General features: G+C 67.5%; 22 protein-coding genes. 10 read left to right on the plus strand and 12 right to left on the minus strand.

Annotated elements, in window-relative coordinates; translation table 11 throughout:
* The first annotated feature begins 94 nt into the window (after positions 1 to 94).
* Genes leuS through holA form a run of 3 tightly spaced genes read left to right on the plus strand, consistent with a single transcriptional unit; the run spans position 95 to position 4,187 of the window.
* Positions 95 to 2,659 carry a leucine--tRNA ligase gene (gene leuS, locus AC07XS_RS11295; RefSeq protein WP_182714497.1) on the plus strand — a complete coding sequence of 855 codons (2,565 nt, stop codon included), beginning with the start codon at positions 95 to 97 and terminating at the stop codon, positions 2,657 to 2,659.
* A complete protein-coding gene (gene lptE, locus AC07XS_RS11300; RefSeq protein ID WP_321208083.1) occupies positions 2,659 to 3,138 on the plus strand; it encodes an LPS assembly lipoprotein LptE in 480 nt (159 codons plus the stop codon). Before leuS ends, lptE begins: the two co-directional genes overlap by 1 nt.
* Entirely contained in the window at positions 3,135 to 4,187 is a 1,053-nt protein-coding gene (gene holA / locus AC07XS_RS11305) for a DNA polymerase III subunit delta (protein WP_182714498.1), read from the plus strand. Before lptE ends, holA begins: the two co-directional genes overlap by 4 nt.
* A 16-nt stretch (positions 4,188 to 4,203) precedes the next feature.
* On the opposite strand, the gene AC07XS_RS11310 is transcribed toward holA, so the two are convergent.
* The 11 genes from AC07XS_RS11310 to hemE all read right to left on the minus strand — a co-directional run bounded on the left by AC07XS_RS11310 (position 4,204) and on the right by hemE (position 14,621).
* Entirely contained in the window at positions 4,204 to 4,407 is a 204-nt protein-coding gene (locus AC07XS_RS11310) for a hypothetical protein (protein ID WP_152949262.1), read from the minus strand.
* A gap of 26 nt (positions 4,408 to 4,433) precedes the next feature.
* Positions 4,434 to 5,315, minus strand: coding sequence for a ParB/RepB/Spo0J family partition protein (locus AC07XS_RS11315; RefSeq protein ID WP_221233627.1), 882 nt, complete (start codon positions 5,313 to 5,315; stop codon positions 4,434 to 4,436).
* 44 nt (positions 5,316 to 5,359) lie between these two features.
* The gene (locus tag AC07XS_RS11320; RefSeq protein ID WP_054766787.1) at positions 5,360 to 6,157 is read right to left on the minus strand and encodes a ParA family protein; all 798 of its coding nucleotides are present in this window, start codon (positions 6,155 to 6,157) and stop codon (positions 5,360 to 5,362) included.
* 4 nt (positions 6,158 to 6,161) lie between these two features.
* The gene (gene rsmG / locus AC07XS_RS11325; protein ID WP_182714499.1) at positions 6,162 to 6,779 is read right to left on the minus strand and encodes a 16S rRNA (guanine(527)-N(7))-methyltransferase RsmG; all 618 of its coding nucleotides are present in this window, start codon (positions 6,777 to 6,779) and stop codon (positions 6,162 to 6,164) included.
* 14 nt (positions 6,780 to 6,793) lie between these two features.
* Positions 6,794 to 8,674, minus strand: a complete 1,881-nt coding sequence (mnmG, locus tag AC07XS_RS11330; protein ID WP_182714500.1) for a tRNA uridine-5-carboxymethylaminomethyl(34) synthesis enzyme MnmG — start codon at positions 8,672 to 8,674, stop codon at positions 6,794 to 6,796.
* 114 nt (positions 8,675 to 8,788) lie between these two features.
* On the minus strand, positions 8,789 to 10,102 hold the full coding sequence (gene mnmE / locus AC07XS_RS11335; RefSeq protein WP_182714501.1) for a tRNA uridine-5-carboxymethylaminomethyl(34) synthesis GTPase MnmE: 1,314 nt from the start codon (positions 10,100 to 10,102) through the stop codon (positions 8,789 to 8,791).
* Between the two features lie 39 nt (positions 10,103 to 10,141).
* Entirely contained in the window at positions 10,142 to 10,366 is a 225-nt protein-coding gene (locus AC07XS_RS11340; RefSeq protein WP_152949258.1) for a DUF6489 family protein, read from the minus strand.
* Positions 10,367 to 10,409: 43 nt separating this feature from the next.
* The gene (gene rho / locus AC07XS_RS11345) at positions 10,410 to 11,828 is read right to left on the minus strand and encodes a transcription termination factor Rho (protein WP_054764413.1); all 1,419 of its coding nucleotides are present in this window, start codon (positions 11,826 to 11,828) and stop codon (positions 10,410 to 10,412) included.
* Between the two features lie 200 nt (positions 11,829 to 12,028).
* Positions 12,029 to 12,496: a CopD family protein gene (locus AC07XS_RS11350; RefSeq protein ID WP_182714502.1), complete on the minus strand. Its 468-nt coding sequence runs from the start codon at positions 12,494 to 12,496 to the stop codon at positions 12,029 to 12,031.
* Positions 12,493 to 13,554, minus strand: a complete 1,062-nt coding sequence (hemH, locus tag AC07XS_RS11355; protein ID WP_182714503.1) for a ferrochelatase — start codon at positions 13,552 to 13,554, stop codon at positions 12,493 to 12,495. Before hemH ends, AC07XS_RS11350 begins: the two co-directional genes overlap by 4 nt.
* A complete protein-coding gene (gene hemE / locus AC07XS_RS11360) occupies positions 13,551 to 14,621 on the minus strand; it encodes a uroporphyrinogen decarboxylase (RefSeq protein ID WP_233455864.1) in 1,071 nt (356 codons plus the stop codon). The genes hemH and hemE overlap by 4 nt, the downstream gene beginning before the upstream one ends.
* Before the next feature lie 460 nt (positions 14,622 to 15,081).
* Here hemE and AC07XS_RS11365 point away from each other — a divergent pair, with 460 nt between their 5' ends.
* From AC07XS_RS11365 to dnaQ, 5 genes are read left to right on the plus strand one after another with little or no spacing between them, the layout of a single operon-like run.
* A complete protein-coding gene (locus AC07XS_RS11365; protein WP_152949255.1) occupies positions 15,082 to 15,966 on the plus strand; it encodes a pyruvate, water dikinase regulatory protein in 885 nt (294 codons plus the stop codon).
* Entirely contained in the window at positions 15,963 to 16,559 is a 597-nt protein-coding gene (locus AC07XS_RS11370; RefSeq protein WP_321208084.1) for a nucleoside triphosphate pyrophosphatase, read from the plus strand. The genes AC07XS_RS11365 and AC07XS_RS11370 overlap by 4 nt, the downstream gene beginning before the upstream one ends.
* Complete coding sequence (locus AC07XS_RS11375; RefSeq protein ID WP_182714505.1) at positions 16,556 to 17,386, plus strand: NAD(P)-binding domain-containing protein; 831 nt, start codon at positions 16,556 to 16,558, stop codon at positions 17,384 to 17,386. Before AC07XS_RS11370 ends, AC07XS_RS11375 begins: the two co-directional genes overlap by 4 nt.
* Positions 17,383 to 18,033: a dephospho-CoA kinase gene (gene coaE / locus AC07XS_RS11380; RefSeq protein WP_182714506.1), complete on the plus strand. Its 651-nt coding sequence runs from the start codon at positions 17,383 to 17,385 to the stop codon at positions 18,031 to 18,033. Before AC07XS_RS11375 ends, coaE begins: the two co-directional genes overlap by 4 nt.
* Positions 18,034 to 18,039: 6 nt before the next feature.
* Positions 18,040 to 18,768 carry a DNA polymerase III subunit epsilon gene (gene dnaQ / locus AC07XS_RS11385; protein WP_182714507.1) on the plus strand — a complete coding sequence of 243 codons (729 nt, stop codon included), beginning with the start codon at positions 18,040 to 18,042 and terminating at the stop codon, positions 18,766 to 18,768.
* A 75-nt stretch (positions 18,769 to 18,843) separates the two neighbouring features.
* Here the strand turns inward: dnaQ and secB are convergent, their stop codons facing one another.
* On the minus strand, positions 18,844 to 19,356 hold the full coding sequence (gene secB / locus AC07XS_RS11390; RefSeq protein ID WP_182714508.1) for a protein-export chaperone SecB: 513 nt from the start codon (positions 19,354 to 19,356) through the stop codon (positions 18,844 to 18,846).
* 187 nt (positions 19,357 to 19,543) lie between these two features.
* On the opposite strand from secB, the gene timA reads away from it, so the two are divergent.
* Together timA and AC07XS_RS11400 are read left to right on the plus strand one after the other, a co-directional pair.
* Positions 19,544 to 20,185 (plus strand): TIM44-related membrane protein TimA, encoded by a 642-nt coding sequence (timA, locus tag AC07XS_RS11395; RefSeq protein WP_182714509.1) that lies wholly within the window; start codon positions 19,544 to 19,546, stop codon positions 20,183 to 20,185.
* A complete protein-coding gene (locus AC07XS_RS11400) occupies positions 20,185 to 21,309 on the plus strand; it encodes an MltA domain-containing protein (RefSeq protein WP_182714510.1) in 1,125 nt (374 codons plus the stop codon). Before timA ends, AC07XS_RS11400 begins: the two co-directional genes overlap by 1 nt.
* The last annotated feature ends 109 nt before the right edge of the window (positions 21,310 to 21,418 follow it).

A 21,418-nucleotide genomic window follows, 5' to 3' on the forward strand; every position in this document is an offset into this window, starting at 1 on the left:
GAGGGCGGTTTGAGCGCAAATCTGCTTGGGCGCTGTCGTCCTTCGGGCTAGTGAGCCGGGAGGGCGGCAGCGCCCTTTTGACTTCAGGACGACCGTGGCCCGTTACGAACCCAAGACCGCCGAACCCCGCCAGCAGGCCCGCTGGGCCGAAGCCGCCGCCTTTGTGACCAAGGACACCGGCCGGCCGAAATACTATGTGCTGGAGATGTTCCCCTATCCGTCGGGCAACATCCACATGGGCCACGCCCGCAACTATGTGATGGGCGACGTGGTGGCGCGGTCCAAGCGCGCGCAAGGCTACGACGTCCTGCACCCGATGGGCTGGGACGCCTTCGGCATGCCGGCCGAGAATGCGGCCATGGAACGCGGCATCCACCCCAAGGGCTGGACCTATTCCAACATCGCCAACATGCGCGAGCAGCTGAAGCTGCTGGGCCTGTCGCTGGATTGGTCACGCGAATTCGCCACCTGCGACCCCGAATACTACGGCAAGCAGCAGGCCTGGTTCCTGGAGCTGTATCGGCGCGGTCTGGTCTATCGCAAGGACGGGGTGGTCAACTGGGACCCGGTCGACAACACCGTCCTGGCCAATGAGCAGGTGATCGACGGGCGCGGCTGGCGTTCCGGCGCCGTGGTCGAGAAGCGCAAGCTGAACCAGTGGTTCCTGCGCATCACCGACTATGCCGACGACCTGATCGACGGGCTGAAGACCCTGGATCGCTGGCCCGAGAAGGTCCGGCTGATGCAGGAGAACTGGATCGGCCGCTCCAAGGGGCTTCAGATGACCTGGGACTTCTCGGGCCAGGCCCCCGCCGGCTACGAGACCGGCGTCGAGATCTACACCACCCGGCCCGACACCCTGTTCGGCGCCAGCTTCCTGGGCCTGGCGCCGGATCACCCGATCTCGAAACAGCTGGCCGAGGCCGATCCGCGCATCGCCGACTTCGTCGCCGAATGCCGCAAGGGCGGCGCCTCCCAGGCCGAGATCGAACAGGCGGAAAAGATCGGCTGGGATACGGGTCTGAAGGTGCTTCATCCCTTCACCGGCGCCGAAATCCCGGTCTGGATCGCCAACTTCATCCTGTCGGAATACGGCACGGGCGCCATCTTCGCCTGCCCGGCTCATGACCAGCGCGACCTGGACTTCGCCCGCAAATACGGCCTGCCGGTGATCCCGGTGGTCCGCCCCGAGGGCGCCGGCGACGACTTCGCCGTGGGCGACGAGGCCTATACGGGCCCCGGCTCCATCTTCCATTCCGACTTCCTGGACGGGCTGGATATCGAGGCGGCCAAGGCCGAGGCGATCCGCCGCGTCGAGGCGGCCGGGACCGGCCAGGGCGCGACCATCTATCGGCTGCGCGACTGGGGCGTGTCACGCCAGCGCTACTGGGGCTGTCCCATCCCGATCATCCACTGTCCGTCCTGCGGCCCGGTGGAGGTTCCGGCCGACCAGCTGCCGGTCGAACTGCCCGAGGACGTGACCTTCGACGTGCCCGGCAATCCGCTGGACCGCCATCCGACCTGGAAACACGTCAAATGCCCGTCGTGCGGCCAGGATGCGACGCGCGAGACCGACACGCTCGACACCTTCGTCGACTCCAGCTGGTATTTCGCCCGCTTCACCGACCCGAAGGCGGCCGAGCCGATCAACACCGAGGCGGCGAACCGCTGGCTGGCGGTGGATCAGTATATCGGCGGGGTCGAGCACGCGGTCCTGCACCTGCTGTACGCCCGGTTCATCACCCGCGCCCTGTCGGACGCCGGCATGCTGGCGGTGAAGGAGCCGTTCGCGGGCCTGTTCACCCAGGGGATGGTGGTCCACGAGACCTATTTCGAAGGCCAGGACGAGGTCGGAAAGCCGCGCTGGGTCGAACCCACCGACGTCCGCATCGAGACGATCGACGGCCAGCGAGTCGCCACCCGCCTGTCGAACGGCGCGCGTCTGTCGATTGGCGACATCGAGAAGATGTCCAAGTCCAAGAAGAACGTCGTCGCGCCTCAGGAAATCCTGGAAAGCCACGGGGTGGACGCCGGGCGTCTGTTCGTCCTGTCCGACAGCCCGCCCGAGCGGGACGTGCAATGGACGCCGGGCGGGGTCGAGGGCGCCAGCCGGTTCGTGCAGCGGACCTGGAGCCTGTTCGACGCCTATGACCCCGGCTTCGCCGGCGAGGACAAGGCCAACGCCGAACTGCTGCGAGAGACCCACAAGGCCATCAAGGCCGTGTCCGAGGGGGTCGAAGGCTTCCGCTTCAACTCGGCCATCGCCAAGCTCTACGCCTTCGTCGCCGCGGTGCGTGACAGCGCCCAGGCGGGCGGCGAGGCCAAGCGTCAGGCCCTGTCGGCCCTGGCGCGCCTGATCGCCCCCTTCACCCCCCACCTGGCTGAAGAATGCTGGACCCGGCTGGGAGAGGACGGGATGGTTCTGGACGCGCCCTGGCCGGTGTGGGACGCTGCGCTCGCGGCCGACGACGAGGTGGTTCTGCCCATCCAGATCAACGGCAAGCGTCGGGCGGAAATCCGCGTGGCGCGCGGCATGGAGCCGGCCGAGGTCGAGGCCCTGGTTCTGGCCGACGAGACGGTTAAGGCGCGTCTGGAGGGTCTGAGCGTGAAGAAGATCGTCGTGGTTAAGGATCGGATCGTCAATCTGGTGGCCGGCTGATGCGCGTCCCAACCAACCTTGCCCTACTAAGCGTCCTGGCGCTCGCCGCCTGCGGCTTTACGCCCATGTACGCCGAGCCGGGCGTGGGCTCGCCCCTGCGCCGGATCGCGGTGACGGCCCAGGACGACCGACTGGGCTATCGCCTGCGTGAACAGCTGGAGGACGCCCTGGCCTTGGACCGGTCTGCGGCTCCGCTTTACCGGCTGACGACCCGTGTCGAACAGGACCGACGGCCCCTGGGGCGCCGGATCGACGACACCGCCACCCGCTATGAGCTGACGGTCAAGGCGACCTGGACCCTGACGCCCATCGCTGGAGGCGCACCCGCGACCGGGGTGGAGACCGTCACCACCACCTACGCCGCCGACGACCAGCCCTACGCCGCCATCGCCGCCCAGCAGGACGGTGAAGAACGCGCGGCCGCCGAACTGGCGCGTCTGATTCGGCTGGACCTGATGCAGGCCCTGTCGAACCGGTGATTCTAGCCAAACGCCCCGAGATCGACCGCTTTCTGAAGGCGCCCGATCCGGCGATCCGGGCGGCGGTGATCCACGGCAAGGATCGGTCGGGCGTCGCCGAACGGGCCGAGATCCTGTGCAGGGCGATCACCCCGGACCTGAACGACCCCTTCAACGTCACCGTCCTGACCGACAGCGACATCGACAGCGACGAAAGCAGGCTGGAAGAGGCCCTGACGGCCATGTCCCTGATGGGCGGTCGCCGCCTGGTGCGGATCCGGCTGTCGGCGCTGAAGCCCGGGGTGGACAAGGCGGTGGCCGCCGCCGTCAAGATCCATGCCGAGGGCGGCTATAATCCCGACGCCATGCTGGTGGTCGAGGCCGACCAACTGGGTCGTGAGTCCGCCCTGCGCAAGACGGCCGAAAAGGAAAATGGGGCCGTCGGCATCGTCTGCTATGAGGATGAGACCGGCGACGTGGCCCGAATGACCCGCGAGGCCTTGGCGGCCGACAAGGTGGGTCTGACCGCCGACGCCCTCGATCGTTTCGTGGCTCGCCTGCCGCGTGAGCGGGGTCTGATGCGCCAGGAGATCGAACGCCTGGCCCTGTTCATCGGTCCCGGTTCCGGGCGGACGATCGACAGCGAGCTTCTGGACCAGCATCTTGGGGTCGAGCCGGACGCCTCCCTGTCCGACGCCGCGCTCCAGGCCTTCGGCGGGCGGCCCGGCCCAGCTCAAGCGGGTCTGCGTCGCGCCTTCGCAGAGGGGGAATCCTCGGTCCTGGCCGTCCGATCCGCTGCCCTGCATCTGGGGCGGCTGCGGCGGATCAATATTCTTCAGGCCAACGGGGCCGGCGCCAAGGAGGCGGCCAAGGCGGCGGGCGTCTTCTGGAAACAGGAGGCGGAGATGCTGCGTCAGGCCCGCGCCTGGCGTCTGGAGGCGCTGGACGAGGTGCTCGACAGCGTCAACACCGCCGACGTCGCCACCAAGACGACCGGCATGCCCGACCAGCTGATCGCCGAACGCCTGCTGCTGGAGATCGCCGGACGGGCTAAGCGTCTGGGGCTTTGAGCGGGGCTGCTGCGGCTCAGCCTCGCTTTGACGCCTTGCGGAAGGCGGGCTTGGCCAGGGCCATGTTGCGGGCGGCCACGCTGCGCTCGTCGCCGGCGGACGGAGCGCCGGCTGGACCGGCGAAACCCTGGCCCGCTCCGCCCTGCCGGCGCGCCTTTTTGGCGGCCAGCGCCTGTTTCAGATTTTCGGCGGCGGTTGGCGGCGGAACATTATCGGTCATTCCACCTGTCTAGCACATCGCGGGGCTCAGCCGCGCATCAATCGACGGCACAGGTCGTCGAGCTGTTCCAGGGAGCCGTAGCGAATGGTCAGCTCGCCCTTGCCTGCGCGGTCGTTCAACTGAACGGACAGGCCCAGGGCGTCGGCCAAATCCTGTTGCAGGGCGGCGACGTCGGCCGTCCCTTCCTCGCTGGGGGCGGGCTTGGCCTTGACCGGCTTGGGACCCTCGGCGGCGCGGCGGGCCAGGGCCTCGACCTGGCGAACGTTCAGCCCCTCATTATAGGCCTGCTCGGCCAGGGCGCCGGCGTTGGGCGCCGTCACCAGGGCGCGGGCATGGCCGGCCGTCAACTTGCCGTTCCGTACATACCACAGCACTTCTTCAGGCAGTTGCAGCAGACGCAGGGTGTTGGCCACATGGCTGCGGCTCTTGCCGACGATGCCGGCGACCTGATCCTGGGTGCGGCCGAACCGCTCCATCAGCATCCGATAGGCGTCGGCTTCTTCCAGCGGGTTCAGATCGGCGCGCTGGACGTTCTCGATGATGGCGACTTCGTAAACCTCGACGTCATCCATTTCATGGACGACGATCGGCACCTCCGTCAGCCGGGCCGCCTGGGAAGCGCGCCAGCGGCGCTCACCGGCGATAATCTGCCAGACCCCCTCCTCCTTCGGATGGGTGCGGACCAGAATCGGCTGAAGCACCCCCTTGTCACGGATGGAGGCCGTCAGTTCATCCAGCTGTTCCTGGGTGAAGATTTTCCGAGGCTGATCGGGATTGGGCTTCAAACTCTCGATCGGCACGCGCTGCACGCCCGAAGGCATGGCGGCGTTGGGCGCCGTCGGCGCCTCGATGTTCTCGCCCATCAGGGCCGACAGGCCGCGGCCCAGACCTCTTTGTCGTTCAGCCAAAATACTGTTCCGTTTCTTCTTCTAATCAGGTGTGTAGCGGCCGTTCAGGCGGCCAGCTTCTGGCGCTGGCGTTCGCGCTTCACCACTTCCTTGGCAAGGCGCAGATAGGCCTGACTGCCGGCGCATTTGAGATCATAGATCAGGGCGGGCTTTCCGAACGACGGCGCCTCGGCGACCCGAACATTTCTCGGGATGACGCTGTCGTAGACCTTGTCGCCAAAATGGGCGCGCACGTCATTGGCGACCTGGCCCGACAGGGCGCTCCGCCGATCGAACATCGTCAGCACCAGCCCCTGGATTTCGAGAGACGGGTTCAGGCTCTGTTTGACCATGTCGATGGTCCGCATCAACTGGCTGAGCCCTTCAAGCGCAAAGAACTCGCATTGGAGCGGCACAAGAACCGCATCCGCCGCCGCCATGGCGTTCAGGGTCAGCAGGTTCAGCGACGGCGGACAGTCGATCAGCACATAGTCATACGCGGTAGGGCCGTCGTCATGCTGCCGAAGAGCGTCCCTCAAGCGATAGGATCGCCGATCCGCCTGGCTCAACTCGATCTCGACCCCAGACATGTCCGCATCGGCAGGGACGATCCAGAGCCCCGGAACAGTGGTTTGGACGGCGGCGTCTTCGATAGAGCGCTGATCCACCACCACATCATAGATGGTGACCCGCCGTGTTTCACGTGGAACGCCCAAGCCGGTGGAGGCATTGCCCTGGGGGTCCATATCGACGATCAGGACCCGCTTTCCGATAGCGGCCAGGGCGGTTCCCAGATTAATCGCGGTCGTGGTCTTGCCCACGCCGCCCTTCTGGTTGGAGACGGCGAGTACGCGGGCAGGCAGTTTGTTAGTGCTTGGAACGGGCACGACGAACACTCCGGACGGTCACGATGCGGCCGCGCGGGTCGCTTTGCGACGGGGCCAGTTCAGCCTCGAAATGCCAGGATTTACGGGCCTCGATCAACTCGGATTCGACCCTTTCCCCCTTGAGGAACAGACCTTGTGCACCCCTTTCAAAATAGGGCTGTGCATAACCCAGCAGCCGCTCCATCGGGGCCACAGCGCGAGCGGTCACCACGTCGCATTTTAGGGTCTGATCCTCCGCCCGGCCGTTGATCACCGTGGCGGGCAGGGCGAACGCATCGACCGCCTCCTGCAGAAACCGACAACGTTTCCCCAAGCTGTCGATCAGCCAAACCCGGGCGTCCGATCGTCCCTTCAGCATGATCGCCAGGACCACGCCGGGAAAACCCGCGCCCGCGCCGAGGTCCGCCCAACAACGCGCCGAGGACGCCGTCTGCAGCAGTTGCGCGCTGTCCCAGGCGTGGCGGTTCCAAAAATCCGGCAGGCTGTCCGGCCCAACGAGATTCATTACCGCGTTCGCCTCGCCTAACCGCAGGCGAAAGGCCTCCAGATCGGCCATCTGCGCATCTGAAGCGCCGGCCTTGCGTTGGAAGGCGGCCATCTCCCCTTCCAGCATCAGGCGACCGCCTCGACCTTGGGCGACTTTTTGACATGGGCCAGCAGGGCCGTCAGGGCGCCCGGCGTCATGCCCTCAATACGCCCCGCCTGGCCGAGGGTGCGGGGTCTGATGCGGCTGAGCTTTTCGCGCACCTCATTGGACAGGCTGCCGACGCCGTCATAGTCGAGATCGGCTGGCAGGATCAGATCCTCCTCGGAGCGCAGGGCCTGGGCGTCGATCGCCTGGCGATCGAGATAGTTGGCGTAGCCGGCGTCGATTTCGATCTGCTCGCGGACTTCAGGCGTCCAGTCCGCGATGGCCGGAATGGTCGGCATGAACTGTTGCAGAGTGACGCCCGGAAAGGCGAGCAGTTCACGCATGGAGCGGCGACGGCCGTCGGCATTCACGGGAATGCCCAGGGCATTGGCTTCTTTCGGCGTGAAAAGCGTTTCACGTGAAACACGGCTCGCCAGGGCCAAGGCGCCGGCCTTGTCCGAGAAGCGCGCCGCCCTGTCGGAGCCGACGATCCCCAGCTGCATCGCCAGCGGCGTCAGCCGCTGATCCGCATTGTCGGCTCGCAGCGTCAGACGGTATTCAGCCCGGCTGGTGAACATGCGATAGGGTTCGGTTACGCCGCGCGTCACCAGATCATCCACCATGACGCCGATATAGGCTTGGTCCCGACCCAGGATCACTGGGTCTTGACCCGCCGCCGCCCGAGCGGCGTTCAGCCCGGCCATCAAGCCCTGGGCCGCCGCCTCCTCATATCCGGTCGTCCCATTGATCTGGCCGGCCAGATAGAGACCCGGTCTCTTCTTGACCTCAAGGGCGGCCGTCAGTTCGCGCGGATCGACATAGTCGTATTCGATCGCATAGCCGTAACGGAAGACCTCAACAGTCTCCAAACCGGGGATGGTCCGCAGGAAGGCCTGCTGGGTGGCTTCGGATACGGAGGTTGAAATCCCGTTGGGATAGACGGTCGGATCATCCAGACCTTCCGGTTCAAGGAAGATCTGGTGGCTGGTCTTGTCAGCGAACCGCACGACCTTGTCCTCGATCGAAGGGCAGTAGCGGGGGCCGCGCCCCGACAGACGCCCGCCATAGACTGCGCTCTCGCTCAGGTTCTCAGCGATGAGGCGATGGGTCTGTTCGGTCGTGTGGGTGACACCGCAGGCGATCTGAGGAACGGTGATCCGATCCGTCAGAAAGGAGAAGGCGCTGGGGGTTTCGTCGGCCTCCTGCATCTCCAGCCGGTCCCAGGCGATGGTCCGCCCATCCAGTCGCGCGGGCGTGCCGGTCTTCAACCGGCCCATGGTCAGGCCGGCGGCGTGCAGATCAACGGCCAGACCCGTCGACGGCGCCTCGCCGTGCCGGCCTGCCGGAATACGCTCCTCGCCCCGATGAATGACGCCGTTCAGGAAGGTGCCGGTCGTCAGGACGACAGCAGCGGCCCGAATCCCCTCCCCCACGCCGGTAATGACGCCCGTAACGCGGTCGCCGTCCAAGATCAGCCGCTCCGCCGTGCCGGCCATCAGCGTCAGGTTCGCCGTTTGAGCCAGTTCCGCCTGCATGGCTTCCCGATACAGGCGTCGGTCGATCTGGCTGCGTGGTCCCCGAACGGCGGCGCCCTTGGACCGGTTCAGCAGTCGGAATTGAATGCCAGAGACGTCCGCCAGACGGCCCATGATCCCGTCCATGGCGTCGATCTCACGCACGAGATGCCCCTTGCCCAGGCCGCCGATAGCGGGGTTGCAGGACATTTCGCCGATGGTCTCCAACTTCTGGGTCAGAAGCAGGGTTCGGGCCCCCGCGCGCGCAGAGGCGGCGGCGGCTTCACAGCCGGCGTGGCCGCCGCCGATGACAACGACGTCGAACGAATAGTCGCTTGTGGGGATCATGCGCGCCACATAGGCCAAAACAGCAGATTTCGCCAGAGGCGAGAGCGTGCGACGGTGACGACAGGGTTCGCTGAACGTAGTCCTACTTACGGTGTTTCACGTGAAACACCGGTATTACTTGCCGATGCAGAAGGTCGAGAACACCTCGCCCAACACCTCTTCGACACCGATCTCGCCGGTGACGCGTGAAAGGGCTTGCGCGGCGCGGCGCAGATCGTCGCCCGCCATTTCAGGCGAGGCCTCCAGCGCGGCCAGGCCCGCCTTTACATCCGACAGAGCCTCGCTCAGCCGCAGCCGATGACGTTCGCGCGTGATCGCCGGGAAGTCCGCCCCCGACAGATCCCGCTGTAATCGCGCGGCGATCCAGTCATGAAGCTCGCCCAAGCCCGCGCCGGTATGACTGCTTACGGCGATCTGGTCCCAGCCTTCAGAGCCCGCATCGGCCGATCCCAGGTCGCTCTTATTGGCCACGATCAGATCACCCGGCCGAACATAGCCGGCGGCCACGCCTTCCACGTCGCCGGGCGCTCGAACCCATAGCCTCAGATCCGCCCCCTCTGCGCGCGCCCGCGCGCGCCGCACCCCTTCCGCCTCCACCGGGTCGTCGCTGTCTCTCAATCCGGCCGTGTCCGAAAGGGTGACGGCATAGCCACCGATCACCAGTTCGGCGTCCAAAACATCGCGCGTCGTCCCGGCGATCGGCGTGACGATCGCCGCCTCGCGCTGGATCAGGGCGTTGAACAGCGACGACTTACCGGCGTTGGTCTCGCCGATCAGGACGACGCGATAGCCGTCCCGGACGCGCTCTCCTCGCGCCCCGTCCTCGACGGCGCGGTGCAGATCGCGCGCCAGCCGCTCAAGCACGGGCCCCGCCGTCCGCGCCAGATTGTCCGGCACCTCCTCGTCGGGGAAGTCGATCTCGGCCTCGACCAGGGCCAGGGCCTTCAGCAAGTCGCGACGGAAACCGGCGTAGGTCTCGCTGAGCTTCCCGTCCAGCTGACCCAGAGCCTGTCTCGCCTGGGCCGCCGTCTCCGCATCAATCAGATCGGCCACCGCCTCCGCCTGGGCCAAATCCATCCGGCCGTTCTGAAAGGCGCGGCGGGTGAACTCACCCGGCTCGGCGGGCCGCAGTCCCAAGGCGATCAGGGCGCGACTAGCCGCCTCGACCACCGCACGGCCGCCGTGCAGATGAAGTTCGGCAGCGTCCTCGCCAGTATAGGAATGGGGCCCGACGAACCGAAGGACCAGGGCCTGATCAATGGGGACGCCATCATGATTCAGCTCCCGGACCGCAGCCAGCCGCGGCTTCAGCCCTCCCGCGCCCAGGGCTTTCAGCGTCGGCGCGACGGCCGGCCCCGACAGACGCAAGACGGCGATGGCGCCTCGACCGGGTGGGGTGGCGAGGGCGAAGATGGTGTCCTGGGTCATGGTCTCAGGGGCTTCTCCAACTGCGGAGAAACCTGTGGCTCACTTCACCGCCGCTTCCATCAACCGCCGAAACTGATCCTGCGCCTGAAGGCCGAAACTGGTCCAGGTCTTCAGCAGTTCGTCCGGCTGCATGGCGGCGACATTGGCTTCCATCCGCTTGGTCATCTCGGCCACCATGGCCTCGTTCAGCGGGGCGACGTCAGGCAGTCCCAGAAAGGCGCGCGCCTCCGCCGGAGTGCAATCGATCTCGATCTGAACCTTCATGCCGCCGTGTCTCCTGTTTCACGTGAAACCATCAGATGACGGATCAGGTGTTCATCGACTGGAAGAAGTCCGCGTTGTTTTTCGACTGACGCAGCTTGTCGAGCAGGAATTCGATCGCGTCCTGCGGACCCATCGGATTCAGGATGCGGCGCAGCACATAGGTCTTGGCCAGCTGGTCCTTCGGCGTGATCAGGTCTTCCTTGCGGGTGCCGGACTTCAGCACATCGATGGCGGGGAAGATGCGCTTGTCGGCCACCTTGCGGTCCAACACGATTTCCGAGTTGCCGGTGCCCTTGAACTCTTCGAAGATCACCTCGTCCATCCGGCTGCCGGTGTCGATCAGGGCCGTGGCGATGATAGTCAGGGACCCGCCCTGCTCCACATTCCGCGCCGCGCCGAAGAAGCGCTTGGGCCGTTGCAGGGCGTTGGCGTCGACGCCGCCGGTCAGAACCTTGCCCGACGACGGGACGGTGGCGTTATAGGCCCGGCCCAGGCGGGTGATGGAGTCCAGCAGGATCACGACGTCCTTCTTGTGCTCGACCAGACGCTTGGCCTTTTCGATCACCATCTCGGCGACGGCGACGTGGCGCGTGGCCGGCTCGTCGAAGGTGGAGGCCACGACCTCGCCCTTGACGGTCCGCTGCATGTCCGTGACCTCTTCCGGCCGTTCGTCGATCAGCAGGACGATCAGGAAGACCTCTGGGTGGTTCCGTTCGATCGACTTGGCGATGTTCTGCAGCATCACCGTCTTGCCGACCCGCGGCGGGGCCACGATCAGGCAGCGCTGGCCCTTGCCCAAGGGGGCGACGATGTCGATGACCCGGCCCGAACGGTCCTTCAGGGTCGGATCCTGGATTTCCATGTGCAGCCGCTCCTCCGGATAGAGGGGCGTCAGGTTGTCGAACAGAACCTTGGTCTTCACCATCTCGGGGTCTTCGAGATTGATGGTGTCGACCTTCAGCAGGGCGAAATAGCGCTCGCCCTCCCGCGGCGCCCGCACGGCGCCGTGGACCGTATCGCCCGAGCGCAGGCCGAAGCGGCGGATCTGGGACGGCGACACATAGACGTCGTCCGGGCCGGGCAGATAGTTGGCGTCCGGGCTGCGCAGGAAGCCGAAACCGTCAGGCAGGATTTCCAGCACCCCGTCGGCGATGATCTCGACCTCTTCCTCCGCCAGGGCCTTCAGGATGGCGAAGAGCAGATCCTGTTTACGCAGGTTGGAGGCGTTCTCGACCTCCAGCTGTTCGGCGAAGGCGACCAGATCGGCCGGCGTCTTTTCGTTCAGCTCGGCCAGGGTGATCCGGCCGTTCGGCACCACCGGCTCGCCGTCCTCGTCCTCGTCCGCCGTGGTGTCCACGCCGGAGTCCGCGCCCGCCGCCTCGCCGGCCTCATGGGCGGCGCCGTGATGGGTCGGGGCTTCGGCCTCGATTTCGGTCTCGGGAGTGTCGGTGACGTCGGTCATGATACAGGCTCGCGGACGCGCGCACGGAACCGCACGGCGTCAAGTCTCTGGAAATGTCTGGCCGTAAGGCCGAAGGGGAGCGCGACGGTCTCCCGCTGGTCGAACCGACGGGCGTCGCGAAGAGAGAGGGACCGCCGGAAGGACCGAACGGTTCACCGCCAGCGGAACCACAGGCGAGAGGTCAGGTCAAGCGGAGCCGCTCACCCGAACGTCCACTCCGTCGTCACCGACAGCACCATGATGATGGCCAAGACGAACGGGACCTCATTCGTCATCCGCCAGAACTTGCCGGAATATTTCGACGTCCCCGCCGCGATCTTCTTGCGCTGGTCCGCCAGGAAACCGTGCCAACCGCTCAGCAGCAGGACGCCGATCAGTTTGGCGACCATCCACGGTTCAGCCAAGAAGGCGGCCCCCCGCGCCGAGACGTCGATATGGATCAGCCACAGGCCGAACCCCCAGGCCAGGATCATGGCCGGGTTCAGGATGATCCGCAGCAGCCGCGTCTGCCACAGCCTCAGCAGGGCCTGCATCTCGCCCCTCAGGGGCTCGGGCTTGGCGTTCTGCTCGACGTCATAGGCATAGAGCCGCGGCAGGAACAGCAGGCCGGCCATCCAGGCGATCACCGCCAGTATGTGCAGGCCGCGCGCCAGATCATACAGGTTCATGCCGCACTCCTTTGGTTACGACAGGGACAGGCCCTCCAGCCCGCCCGACAGCCCGAACCGAAGGGGGCCACCCCCGTGCGGCCCAAGGCATCGATCGTCGCCTCCGCCAGGGCCTCGATGAACACGGGCGCAGTGCCGACCGCCGGCGCGCGCAGATAGGGCCTGACCCCCTTATCATGGGCCAGTTCGCCGTATTCGATGTCCAGCTCGACCAGGGTCTCGATGTGTTCGGAGACGAAGGCGATGGGGGTGATGACCACCCCGACCCCGTCGCGGCCGGCCTGTTCGATCGCCTCAGGCGTGGACGGCCCCAGCCATTTCATCGGTCCGACGCGGCTCTGGTAGCAGAGGGCATGGTCGATGGGGCCCCGGCCGCGCTCGATGGCGGCGACCACGGCGGCGACCGTCGTCTCGACCTGTTCCTGATAGGGGTCGCCCTTGCCGCTGACCAACTTCTCCGGGATGCCGTGGGCCGAGAACAGCACCCGCACCGGTCCGTCGCCCGCCTCATCCAGCTTGGATGCGATCACCTGGGCCTGGGCCTCGACCCAGCCGTCGGCGCGAGGATAACAGCAGACCGTCCGGCTGACGCCCGACCCGGCATAGGTCTCGTTCCAGATCTTCAGCGAGGACTGGGTCGTCGTCGTCGAGAACTGCGGATAGAGGGGCAGTAGCACCACCTCGTCGGGGGCGAAGGCCGCCACCTCGACCGCCGTCTGATCGGTCAGCGGCCGCCAGTAGCGCATGGCGATAAAGACCCGGACCTCGTCCCCGGCCAACCGGGCGTTCAGCACCGCCTCCAGGGCCTCAGCCTGCAGCCGGGTTCCAGGCAGCAGGGGCGACCCGCCTCCCATCAAGGCGTAGTTGGCCTGGGCGCTCGCCTCGCGCCGGCTGGCGATCAGCTTCGCCAAGGGCGTGCGCACGATCCCCGGCAGGCCGATGATGGCCGGATCATTGAACAGGTTGAACAGGAAGGGCTTCACCGAAGCCTGATCGTCGGGTCCGCCCAGATTGAACAGCACCACCGCGATGCGGCGGCCCGGCAGGGTTTGGGTCATTGGGCGCCGATCCTTTTCAGAACCCGTTCGACATGGTCGATGGGCACGTCGGGCAATATGCCATGACCCAGGTTGAACACCCACGGCCCCTGGCCCCAGGCCTCCATCAGCTGATCCACGCGGCGGTCTAGCAGTTCGCCCCCGGCCCGCAGCAGCAGGGGGTCCAGGGCACCCTGGATCGGCTTGATCTGCTGCACCCGTCTGCCGACTTCCAGCGGACAGGCGGTGTCCAGGGCGACCGCATCGACCTCGACCGCCTGGGCATACCGCTCCGCCAGGGCTGCAGAGCCCCGTGGGAAGCCGATCAGGGGCACGGTGACGCCCAACTCCCGCGTGCGCTTCACAAGCGCCTGGTGGGGATTCAGGACCAGCCTTTCGAACAGATCGTCGGGCAGGCCCTCGGCCCAGCTCTCGAAGATCTTCAGCACCTGGGCGCCAGAGTCGGCCTGCATCTTCAGATACCGGGCCGTCGCCTCGACCAGGACCTCCAGCGTCTCATCCACCCGCCTGGGATCGGCATAGGCGTAGGTCCGCGCCGCCGCCCGCTCGCCCTTGCCGATGGTCCGGGCTTCGCCGTCCAGCATATAGGTGGCCACGGTCCAGGGCGCGCCGGCGAAACCGATCAGGGCCCGCTCCGGCTCGAGCGCCGCGCGCACGATCGACAGGGTTTCGCCCACGGCGGACAGATGCTCGCCCGCCCCGGCGGCCAACTCCATCATCCGGCCCGGAATGGGCATGGCGCCCAGACGCGGTCCCTCCCCCGTCTCGAACCACACGTCCTGACCCAGGGCCTGGGGGATCAGCAGGATGTCGGCGAATACGATGGCCGCATCGAAGCCGAACCGACGCATCGGCTGGAGCGTCGCCTCAGCGGCCATCTCCGGGTTCAGGCAAAAACTGATGAAATCCGGCGCCTCGGCCCTCAGCCGGCGATATTCGGGCAGATACCGTCCCGCCTGACGCATGAACCAGACCGGCGGTCGATCCAGCGTCTCTCCTCGGAGAGCCCGAATCATCATCGGCGCCTCTTGGGGCGTCTGAACGGCGTTCTGGGTCGGATCGGTCATGCCGGACGATTAAGGTCACAGCCCCCCGCTCTCAATCCCTAATCAAGTTAAGAATTAAAAGATTCGTAGTGGCAGGTAGGGCGGTGGAACGGCGGGGATGAATGCGGCGGCTGTGGCGGAACAAAAGCGGATATCCACGCGCCTCCAGGCGCCTTCGGGGATGCGGAACAGGATTATACGGCCGGTGGACAATCCCTAATGAAACCTTAACGGCAAAGGCTTTGCGGGGCGTTCGGCCTGTGAACGAGGTAAACCGGTGTTAACCCTTCATTAGGATTTTCCACAAAGAGGCGGAAAACGGTTTTCCGCCTTGGGATGAACCGGGGCCGGAGGGTTGTCGTCGTCCACCCTCATCCCCGCTCGCCGCCGTCGCCGTCTGGGTCTAAGGAGAGAAACGCCCGGACGGTCCCCAGCCATCCCCAGGGCGCGACCCGTCCTTCAACAGAGAGACGATCCCCGAATGAGTCCTGCGCGACCCGCCGCCGCCCGCCCCGGCCCTGCCCGCCTGGCCACCTATTTTCACGTGCATCTGGTGTCGGACTCGACCGGCGAGACCCTGAACGCGATGGCCAAGGCGGTGACGGCGCGGTTCGACGGCGTCATTCCGATCGAACATATCTACGCCCTGGTCCGCTCGGAAAAGCAGATGGACCGGGTTCTGCAGGAGGTGGAGGCCGCGCCGGGGGTGGTGCTGCATACTCTAGTCGACCGCCAGCTGCGCGAACAGTTGGAGGAGGGATGTCGCCGGCTGGAAATGCCCCAGATCGGCGCCCTTGACCCCCTCGTCGGGGCCATGTCCCGCTATCTCGGCGCGGCGGCCCTCTCGACCCGCGTAGGGGCCCAGCATGCTCTGGATCACGACTATTTCAATCGGATCGCCGCGCTCGATTTCGCCATGGCCTATGACGACGGTCAGGGCACCCTGGAGCAGTTGGAGGGCGCGGACGTCGTGCTGTGCGGCGTCAGCCGAACGTCCAAGACTCCGACCTGCATCTATCTGGCCCATCGCGGCATCCGCGCCGCCAACGTGCCCCTGGTGCCGGGCCAGGAGGACGGCGAGCGCCTGACCCAGCTGAAGAATCCCCTGGTCATCGGCCTGACCGTCTCGCCCGACCGGCTGGTCCAGATCCGCCGCAACCGGATCGAAAACCTGAACGCCAGCCAGTCGTCCAGCTATACGGACCAGGACGCGGTCCGAGAGGAGACGATCAAGGCCAAGCGCGCCTTCGCTCGGCGGGGCTGGCCCACCATCGACGTCACCCGGCGTTCGGTGGAGGAGACGGCGGCCGCCATCACCAATCTGCTCAGCGAGCACCGCACCCACAAGATCGGAACCAGCTGGTGACGGCCGAAACCCTGATCCTGGCGTCCAAGAGCGCCGCCCGCCGCGCCATGCTGGAAAACGCCGGCGTGCCTTTCGACATCCGCATCGCCGATGTGGACGAGGCGGCGATCAAGGCCGTCTCGACCGAGCTGGACCCCGCCGCCCTCGCGGTGCGTCTGGCTGAGGCCAAGGCCCTGGCGGTCTCGCGCGACGATCCAATCGCCTGGGTTCTGGGCTCGGACCAGACCCTGGCCTTCGAGGGGGGGCTGGTCTCCAAGGCCCAATCGCTCGAGGCCGCCCGCGCGCGGCTGGAATCCATGCGCGGCCGCACCCACCATCTCCATTCCGGCGCCGCCCTGGCGGTCAAGGGCGAGATCGTCTGGTCGGGCGTGGACACGGTCGAGATGCGGATGCGCGACTTCTCCGACGCCTTTCTGGACGCCTATCTGGCCGCCGAGGGCGAGGCCCTGCTGGCCTGTGTCGGCTCCTACCGGTTGGAGGGACTGGGCGCCCAGCTGTTCGAGGCGGTGGACGGCGACTATTTCACCGTCCTGGGCCTGCCGCTCTGGCCGGTCCTGACCGAGCTGCGTCGCGTCGGGGTCCTGTCCGCATGAGCCGTCATCGCATTACGGGCGCGGCCCTGGTCGCCGGGATCGCCGGCAATCCGGTGGCCCATTCCCTCAGCCCCGTCATCCACAACGCCTGGCTGGCGGCCGGGAACATCGACGGCGCCTATGTCCCCTTCGCCCCCGCCGATGCGGCGGGGTTCGAGGCCCTGGTCGCCGCCGGCCGGGCCGGTCTGATCCAGGGCCTGAACGTCACCGCCCCGTTCAAGGAACAGGCCTTCGCCCTGGCCGACCAGGCCACGGCGGCGGCCCGGCTGACCGCCTCCGCCAACATCCTGACCTTCGACGCCGGCCGGGTCTCGGCCGACAGTTCGGACGGCGTCGGCCTGATGCTGGGCCTAAAGGAACAGGCGCCGGATCTGGCGCTGCAGGGCCGTCCGGTTGTGCTGCTGGGCGCGGGCGGCGCGGCGCGGGCCGGGGCCGGCGCCCTGGTCGAGGCGGGCGCCGAGGTTCGGATCGTCAACCGCTCGCGCGACCGGGCCGAGGCCCTGGCGGCCGATCTCGGCGCCTCGGTCCGCGTCATGGCCGCGTCTGAGGCCCTGGACGGCGCCGCCCTGGTCATCAACGCCCTCAGCGTCCAGCCGGATTTCGATTTCGACGCCGTCGCCCCCGGCACGGTGATGATGGACATGACCTACAAGCCCCTGACCACCCCCTTCCTGGCGGCGGCGCGGGTGCGGGGCCTGCCGACGGTCGACGGCCTGGCCATGCTGATCGGCCAGGCGGCGCCCTCGTTCCGGGCCCTGTTCCGCCGACCGCCCCCGCCGCTGGATCTGCGCGCCCTGCTGACCGCCCATATGGATCAGACGGCATGATCCTGCTCGGCCTGACGGGTTCCATCGGCATGGGCAAGTCGACGACGACCGCAATGTTCGCCGACCTGGGCGCCGTGGTCTGGAACGCCGATGACGCCGTGCACCGCCTCTACGCCCCCGGCGGCGCGGCGGTCGAGCCGGTCGGCGCGGCCTTTCCCGGCGTGGTCGTGGACGGCGCCGTGGACCGCGTCCGCCTGGCCGAGGCCCTGGGGCGGGACGAAACCGCCTTCCGGCGGCTGGAAGCCATCGTCCATCCCCTGGTGGCCCAGGGCCGGGCGGGCGATCTGGCGGCGGCCAGGGCCATGGGGGTAAGGCTGGCGGTCCTGGACATTCCTCTGCTGTTCGAAACCGGCGGCGACGCCCATGTCGACGCCGTGGTCGTGGTCACCGCCGATCCGGAGGTCCAGGCCGAACGGGTTCTGGCCCGCCCCGGCATGACCCGCGACCGGTTCGAGGCCGTTCTGGCCCGCCAGCTGCCCGACGCGGAAAAACGCGCCCGCGCCGACTTCGTTATCGACACCGGCCACGGCCTGGAGCCTGCCCGAGCCGAGGTCGCCGCTGTGGTTCAGACTGTGCTGGATCCGGCGTGGATATCTCCCCGTCGCCGCGCGGGGGCTCTTTCACCGTCTGACGAACGGGGCCATTAAGGCGCGATGGCGCGCGAGATCGTTCTGGACACCGAAACCACCGGCTTCGACCCCAAGACGGGCGACCGGCTGATCGAGGTCGGCTGTATCGAACTGCTGGACCTGCTGCCGACGGGCCGCACCTTCCACCGGTTCGTCAATCCCGAGCGGCTGATCCCGCCAGACGCGATCCGCGTCCACGGCATTACCGACGAGAAGGTCAAGGACGCCCCCAAATTCCACGAGATCGTCGACGATCTGATCGAATTCATCGGCGACGCCCCGATGATCGCCCACAATGCGGCCTTCGACCGGAACTTCATCGACTTCGAATATGCGCGCTGCGGCCGGCCGATCACGGGCGAGGCGCGCTGGATCGACACCCTGAAACTGGCCCAGGCCCGGTTCCCGGGCATGCCCAACTCGCTGGACGCCCTGTGCAAGCGCTTCAAGGTGTCCCTGGTCGAGCGGACCCTGCACGGCGCCCTGATCGACGCCCGTCTGCTGGCCGAGGTCTATCTGGAGCTGCGCGGCGGCAAGGAGCGGGTGCTGGACCTGTCGTCGACCCCGGCGGCGAGCCGCGGCGCGACCGGCGCTGTTCAAGCGGCAGCTTACGGCCCCCGCCCCCGCCCCCTGGCTCCGCGTTCGACGCCGGAGGAGCAGGCGGACCATCTAGCCTTCCTGGCCGAGACCCTGAAGGACCGGTCGCTCTGGGCGGCCTACGGCGTCGGGGCCGACGAAGAGGCGGCGGCCTGATTCCACGCGCCTCGGCCGAAACGAAAAAGGCGGCCCCTCTGAGGACCGCCCTTCCCTCGTCAATTTGGGTTCGGCTTAAGCTTGGCCGGTCTCGATCGGCTGCTGAGCGATCTGCTGCTGGCGCGCGATATAGATGGCGGCGAAGTCGATCGGGTCCAGCATGAAGGGCGGATAGAAGCCGCCGTCGGCCGTGGCGCGGGCGATGATTTCGCGGGCGAACGGGAAGAGATAACGGGGGCATTCGATCAGCAGCAAGGGCTCAATGTCCTGCTCCTGGACGTTCGCCAGCTGGAACAGACCGCCATAGACCAGTTCGACGTGGAAGACGGCCTGGTTCTCGTGGGTCGCCTTGACCGACAGCTTCAGGTCCAGTTCGAACAGACCGTCGGGGCGGCCTTGGGCCGACATTTCGACGCCCAGGTCGATCGCCGGCTTGCCGTCGATACGCAGGGATTCCGGGGCGCGCGGGTTTTCGAACGAAAAGTCCCGCACATACTGGGCCAGGATGCGGAAGCCGGGGCCTGCGGGTTGACCCTGCTGAGGCTGGGCCGGAGCGGCGGTGTCGGCGGGCGGGGCGGCGTCGGTCATGGGCGTGTTCGATTGCGAAAAGGGCCGATAGGGCCGGAATAAGGCGCCGCGACTAACACGCCGGGGCGGCCGGCCGCAATGTCGCACCTGCGCCGGGGGGCGCGCCGCGCCTTGCTTCCTCCTATATCAGCCCCTAATCGTCTCCCTCGCGCCTTCTCCTTCGCGCGCCGACATTCAGGAAGTCCCCTTGCCGGTCCAGTTCCAGATCGTGATCTTCGCCGTCATCGCGGCCTTCGTCCTGTTCCAGCTCTACAATGTGCTGGGCAAGAAGGTGGGGCGACAGCCGCAGGAGGACGCCAAGACCTTGGCCCCGCCCAGCCCGACTGCCCCCGAGGCCTCGAAGACGCCGGCCCTGGACGCCGCCCTTCTGGCGTCCATCGCGGGTTTGAAGGCGCGCGATCCCGCCTTCGATCCGCACCGGTTTCTGGAAGGGGCGCGTCAAGCGTATGAGACCATCGTGCGCGGCTACGCCGCCGGCGACCGCGCCGCCTTGAAGCCCCTTCTGACGCCGACCGTCATGGCCTCGTTCGAGGCCGGCATCGCGGCGCGGGAAACCCGGGGCGAGACGGAGACGGTCGAATTCCTCTTCCCGCCCCGCGCCGATCTTGAAGGCGCCACGGTCCAGGGCGACAAGGCCGTGGCCAAGGTCCGTTTCCTGGCCGAACTGCGCAGCCGCGTGACCAAGGCCTCGGGCGAGACCGCCGATTCCGTGACCGGCGAGCCCCTGGTCGAGGAACGCCGTACCGCCGAACACTGGACCTTCGAACGCAGCCTGGGCGCCGCCGATCCCAACTGGGTCCTGGCCCGCGTCGAGCCGGCCAGCGCCTGATGTCGGCCTCGCGCCGGCTCGGCCGGCGGACGGCGCGTCTGTGGCCCCTGCTGGCGGTCGCCGCCTGCTCCACGGGCCCGGCGATCACCCCGCCTCTTCCTCAGACGCCGCCGGCGTCCCGGCCCTCGGAGACTGAGGCGGGTCCCCGCCCCTATCTGCCCGCGCCCAGCCCCGCCGAGGGCGTCAGCCCGGCGGTGCTGCCCGGCTGGAACGACGAGGATCATCTGGCGGCCTTTCGCGCCTATGTCGGCGGCTGCGCCGCCGCGCGGGATGCGGCCGGCCGCGCCGTCTGCAGCCGCGCTCAGGCCATGGCGGCCGCTCCCGTCACTCCGTCCGACGCGCGGGCCTTTTTCGAAGCCCGTTTCAGCGCGGTCCCGGCTCAGACCTCAGACGGGCGTCCCGGCCTTTTGACCGCCTATTTCGCTCCGGAATATTCGGCCCGCCGCGCCCCGGACGCGGAGTTTTCGGCGCCCGTCCTGCCCAAGCCGGCCGATCCCCGCGCCGCCGGCGACCGGGCGGCCATCGAGGCCGACGCCCGCCCCGACCAGGCCCTGGCCTGGATGCGGGCCGAGGACCTCTTCTTCCTCCAGATCCAGGGCTCCGGCTATCTGACCTTCGAGGACGGAACCCGCGCCCGCGCGGCCTACGCCGGCGACAACGGCCGGCCCTTCGTCGGCATCGCCCGGCCGATGGCGCGCCAAGGCCTGCTGCCGGAGAACGGCACGTCCGGAGAGGCGATCCGCGCCTGGCTGGCCGACCATCGCGGGCCCGAGGCCCAGGCCGTCATGGCCCTGAACCCCCGCTACATCTTCTTCCGGCTGGACCCCGACGACGACGGCCATCCCGCCGGGGCGGCGGGCCTGCCCCTGATCGAGCGCCGGGCGGTGGCGGTCGATCCGTCCCAGTGGCGCTACGGCGACCTGGTTTGGCTGGAGGCGGACGGCGGAAATCTGCGCGGCGCCACGACCTCCTATCGCGGTCTGGCCATGGCCCTGGATACGGGGTCGGCCATTCGCGGCCCGGTGCGGGCCGACCTCTATATGGGTCGTGGAGACGCCGCCGGCGCCGAGGCCGGGACGGTGCGCCATCCCCTGCATATGTGGCGGCTGATCCCCAAGGGCTGAGGACGCCGCGCTTCGGCCTGGGCGGTCCGTCGGCTCGAAAAAAGGTGTCCGATGTGTCCGATCTGTCCGACGGCCCTTGTTTTCTATGAAGAAACTGTCGGACACCGAC

It is taken from the genome of Brevundimonas sp. GW456-12-10-14-LB3 (genome assembly GCF_059424365.1).

Coding starts and splice junctions, on each gene's coding strand:
- lptE (WP_321208083.1), top strand. CDS start 2,659: ATGCGCGTCCCAACCAACCTTGCCCTACTAAGCGTCCTGGCGCTCGCC.
- AC07XS_RS11310 (WP_152949262.1), bottom strand. CDS start 4,407: ATGACCGATAATGTTCCGCCGCCAACCGCCGCCGAAAATCTGAAACAG.
- rsmG (WP_182714499.1), bottom strand. CDS start 6,779: ATGGCCGCCTTCCAACGCAAGGCCGGCGCTTCAGATGCGCAGATGGCC.
- mnmG (WP_182714500.1), bottom strand. CDS start 8,674: ATGATCCCCACAAGCGACTATTCGTTCGACGTCGTTGTCATCGGCGGC.
- mnmE (WP_182714501.1), bottom strand. CDS start 10,102: ATGACCCAGGACACCATCTTCGCCCTCGCCACCCCACCCGGTCGAGGC.
- AC07XS_RS11340 (WP_152949258.1), bottom strand. CDS start 10,366: ATGAAGGTTCAGATCGAGATCGATTGCACTCCGGCGGAGGCGCGCGCC.
- rho (WP_054764413.1), bottom strand. CDS start 11,828: ATGACCGACGTCACCGACACTCCCGAGACCGAAATCGAGGCCGAAGCC.
- AC07XS_RS11350 (WP_182714502.1), bottom strand. CDS start 12,496: ATGAACCTGTATGATCTGGCGCGCGGCCTGCACATACTGGCGGTGATC.
- hemH (WP_182714503.1), bottom strand. CDS start 13,554: ATGACCCAAACCCTGCCGGGCCGCCGCATCGCGGTGGTGCTGTTCAAT.
- hemE (WP_233455864.1), bottom strand. CDS start 14,621: ATGACCGATCCGACCCAGAACGCCGTTCAGACGCCCCAAGAGGCGCCG.
- AC07XS_RS11365 (WP_152949255.1), top strand. CDS start 15,082: ATGAGTCCTGCGCGACCCGCCGCCGCCCGCCCCGGCCCTGCCCGCCTG.
- AC07XS_RS11375 (WP_182714505.1), top strand. CDS start 16,556: ATGAGCCGTCATCGCATTACGGGCGCGGCCCTGGTCGCCGGGATCGCC.
- coaE (WP_182714506.1), top strand. CDS start 17,383: ATGATCCTGCTCGGCCTGACGGGTTCCATCGGCATGGGCAAGTCGACG.
- dnaQ (WP_182714507.1), top strand. CDS start 18,040: ATGGCGCGCGAGATCGTTCTGGACACCGAAACCACCGGCTTCGACCCC.
- secB (WP_182714508.1), bottom strand. CDS start 19,356: ATGACCGACGCCGCCCCGCCCGCCGACACCGCCGCTCCGGCCCAGCCT.
- AC07XS_RS11400 (WP_182714510.1), top strand. CDS start 20,185: ATGTCGGCCTCGCGCCGGCTCGGCCGGCGGACGGCGCGTCTGTGGCCC.